Here is a 4129-nt window from a genome sequence, read left to right on the forward strand (position 1 = left end):
GAAGATGAGCCGGTTGTGGTTGATTCTGCATCTGCTCAGGATGAAATTGATGATGAACTTTCCGGACAGTCCCATGATGTATTAGGCGCAGATAATTCTGATATTTTAAGTTTAACAAATTCTGATGTTTTCTATGTAAATATTTCTTCTTCTAGCGATCCTGAAACTGTTGACGGTCAAAGTTGGGCTACTGCATTTGGTACTCCTTCTGGAATCACAGCTGCTAAAATTTATATTAATGATGGTGGTATTATTTATCTTGCTAATGGAGATTATAAATATAGGAGGGTAATAACAATTGATGAAATGAAAAATATTACATTTATTGGTCAAGGCCAAGATACTCTAATTAATAATTTTTTATTTGATTACAATAATGTTGGAAATACAACTTATACTTTTATTAACATGACATTTTTCAACACTGATTTTAATAGGAATTGTACCTTTATTAATTGTAATTTTAAAAATGATGTAACCTTTTTCAAAAATTTCAATTCAGGAAAATATGAGGATAGATACTTTGAAGAGCATGGATTTTTAAAAACCTATTCTTTAGAATTCATCAATTGTACTTTTGGTCAAACAACTACAGATTCTTATTATATGGGAGTTAATAGATGTGCTCAATTAAATTTCAATAATTGTACCTTTAAAGATATTGTTGCTGATTCTTTAGTTTATCGTATTGCAGGATATTTTGAAGAAGACAGTATTTCATTTAAAGATTGTACTTTTACTAATTCCCAATTTAATGGTGTAGTTGATTCTGCTGCTAACTTTGATGAGGCTATTGTTATTGAAGATTGTAATTATGATGGTGAAGTTGCTGTAGGTACTACTGAAGTTAATGGTCATTTCTATGTAAATGCTACCAAACTTAAAGTTGTTGCTGTTGACAGTGCTGTTGATATCAGTTCATCTGAGAAAGGTGTTGTTGTTATTACTTTAACTGATGGTACTAATCCTATTGCTGGTGCTACCGTTAAATACACTGTAAATGGTGGTGAAGAGCAAACTGTCACTACTGGTGATGATGGTAAGGCTACCATTTCCGGTTTAACTGGTGAAGTTACCATTGCAGTAAACTATGAAGGAAACGAATCATACAATGCAATTAGTGACACTAAATCCTTCAATTTCACAGAAGAACCTGTAGTTCCTGCTAAAGTTGCAACCAAGATCACTGCTCCTAAGGTAAGTGCTGTTTATAATGTTGCAAAGAATTTAGTCATTACCCTTACTGATAAGGATGGAAAAGCTCTTGCTAACAAGAAAGTGACTGTAAAAGTTGGCACTATCAGCAAAACATTGACCACTAACGCTAAAGGTCAAGTAAGCCTTAATGTCGCTACCTTGGTTCCAAAAACTTACACTGCAACTGTTAAGTTTGCAGGTGACGATGGTTACCTTGCTTCCAGCGTAAGCCCTAAAGTAGTTGTAAGCAAAGCAAAACCTAAGATCACTGCAAAAGCAAAAACCTTTAAGGTTAAAGTCAAAACCAAAAAATATACTGTTACCCTTAAAAACAATAAAGGTAAAGTATTGAAAAAGGTCAAACTTACCTTGAAAGTAGGCAAAAAAACCTACAAAGCTACAACAAACAGCAAAGGTAAAGCAACCTTTAAAATCACTAAATTAACCAAAAAAGGCAAATACACTGCAACTGTCAAGTTTGCAGGAAGCAAATACTACAAGGCAATTAGCAAAAAAGTAAAAATAACCGTTAAAAAATAAATGACAGAATTTTTATAGAAGGAAAAGTTAAAAAATACTTTTTTTTCTATTTTTTATTATTTATTCAGAGAATTTATTTTTTATTTCAATGCCTGTTTGGGATTGGAATAACAAATAAATTTTTTTAGTAAAAAATTTATTTTTTATATTTGTTAAAAATAGGATTCTAATTAAATTTTTTTTAATTGCCTAATAAATTATTAGAAGTTTTTTATGCATTGTAATTTTTTTATGATCCTAATATTATGTTAAAAAAATATTTTCAAGTATTTTTTTATTATTTAATATGGAAATTGGATGGGAGTATTGAATTGAAAATTAATAAATTTTTTATATTGGTTTCATTGCTTGTGTTAGTATTTTGCTGTGCCAATATGGTTTCTGCTTCATTGGTTTCTGAGGAGTGCTTGAATAATTTAGATGATTCGATAATCTCTTATGAAAATTTGAGTTTTTCTGATAGTGCTGATGAAATATCTTATCAAGCTGACGTTTTGGAAAATGGAATTGATTTTGAATCCCATTCTTCTTCTTGTATGGAGTCAAATAAGTTAGGTTCTAGTGAAAATTTTGTAGTTAATAATAGCAATTTCAATACATTTTTTGATAGTGATAATGTTTTGAAAGGTGAATATAGCGGTCAGATTATAACATTTGATGGTGATTTTGCTGATAAGGGGATTATCACTATTGATTCGGATAATACTAAAATAACTGGTCGTGATGCATTATTTAGGAATACCGTTTTTAATCTTAAAGCTGATGGTGTAATGTTAACTAATCTGCATCTTGTTTTAGATGAGGATTTTGTTGATAATGAAGGTGCAGGGGTGTTGATTAGTGCTAATAATGTTACGGTTTATAATGTTAGCATTGATTATAATGTTCCTAAGAATGTCACTGGATTTGGAATTTACTCCAATGGTTTAGATGAGAGCTTAAGTGGCGTAAATTTAGTTAACAATACTGTTAACTTGTGTGGTAATGCATTGAATAGAGGTTATAATTATGGGATTGTATTAACAAATACTCGTGATGCCTTTGTTTCTGGAAATACAATTAACTGTTCCTTGCCTTTAAGGGCGGTTGATTGGATGGCTGAAATATATGGTGGTATAAGTATGGATGCCGTTGCTGGTTTTGCAGCAGATTCTTGCTATAATCTAGTCTTATCTAATAATTACATAAAGTGTGTTGTTAATGGCGTTGCACAAGGGGAGCCTACATTGGATGCTGTATTGATTTATGCATGTCATAATTCAACAATTGAAAAAAACACCATTTTAGAAAATGATTTTATTACTGCTCAAGGTAATGTTAATTATTTGTATGGTTTGGATTTGTATTTGTCCAATGACGTAGTTATTTATGGAAATGACATTCATATTCAAACTACTGGTGGTAAAGAGGCTCATGGTACTGCTTATCCTATACAGATAACTGGTCAGGCTGAAAATATTCGTGTAGCATATAATAACCTAACTAGTTATAGTTTTGGGCCGAATATTGGAATCTATTCCCAAAATTATTATGGTAGGACCACAATTGATATTATTAATAATTTTATTAATGTTACCGGTTATGCAAGTAAACATAGCTGGGCATTGGTTGCTGGAATCGAGGTTCAGGACTCTGATGATAGGATAATGAATAACACTATCATTGTTGGTACTGTAAATGAGTTTGAAAAAGGATTCAATGTTTATGGTATAAGTTATTCTCAATCTACCCAAGGTGATCATAACTATAATGTACAGTACAATAATGTTTCAACAAACAGTGATTATGCAGTAGCGTTGAAAGGTGGAGGCAGTTCCACTGTGTCTGATTCTATTGTTGCAAATAACATCCTCAATGGTAGAAGGTATGGTGGAAACCGTGCAGTATATGTTACTGGAGGTACTGGAAATATTGTTGTGAACAATACTGATGGTTCTAAGCCTGTTGCTAAGATGTCTGAGAGTGATTTGCCTGATTGGTTGAGGGATTATAAAAGTCCTATAAGCAGAGGATTGGGTTTGTCTTGGTTGAATTCAGGTGGTCATGGTAATCTTTTTAATGGTTCTGGCAGTGGCAATGGGTTTAATTTCAATTCTGATGTAAATGGTAATAACAGTCGCTTTAGCAGATCCAATTCCACTCGTGGTGATTTGAATTCAACTCGTTATGCTGTTGGTGATTCCGGTGTGAGTCTTGCTGCTGCAAGTGCAAGTGCTGGTTCCGCAGACAGTTCTGGTGTTGATAAGCGGGCTTATGAGATAGATGATGAGGATAATCCTTTGGTGAAGTCTGCGGATTATTTCCAGTTGGGCATTGTTGTCTTGGCTGTTTTGCTGCTGTTGCTTGTTGGTTATAAGCGTCAGAAGGATAAAGAGGAAGAAGAATAGTTAAA

2 protein-coding genes are annotated in these 4129 nt (G+C 32.6%); both read left to right on the forward strand.

The features are described 5' to 3' along the window. A partial coding sequence (locus tag Q0409_RS06775) for an Ig-like domain repeat protein (RefSeq protein WP_366940079.1) occupies positions 1 to 1737 on the forward strand: 1737 nt, incomplete at its 5' end. 374 nt (positions 1738 to 2111) lie between these two features. Further along, a complete protein-coding gene (locus tag Q0409_RS06780; protein WP_298536343.1) occupies positions 2112 to 4124 on the forward strand; it encodes a hypothetical protein in 2013 nt (670 codons plus the stop codon). Positions 4125 to 4129: the final 5 nt, after the last annotated feature.

The organism is uncultured Methanobrevibacter sp., assembly GCF_937898925.1.
In the GTDB taxonomy this organism is placed as follows: domain Archaea; phylum Methanobacteriota; class Methanobacteria; order Methanobacteriales; family Methanobacteriaceae; genus Methanobrevibacter.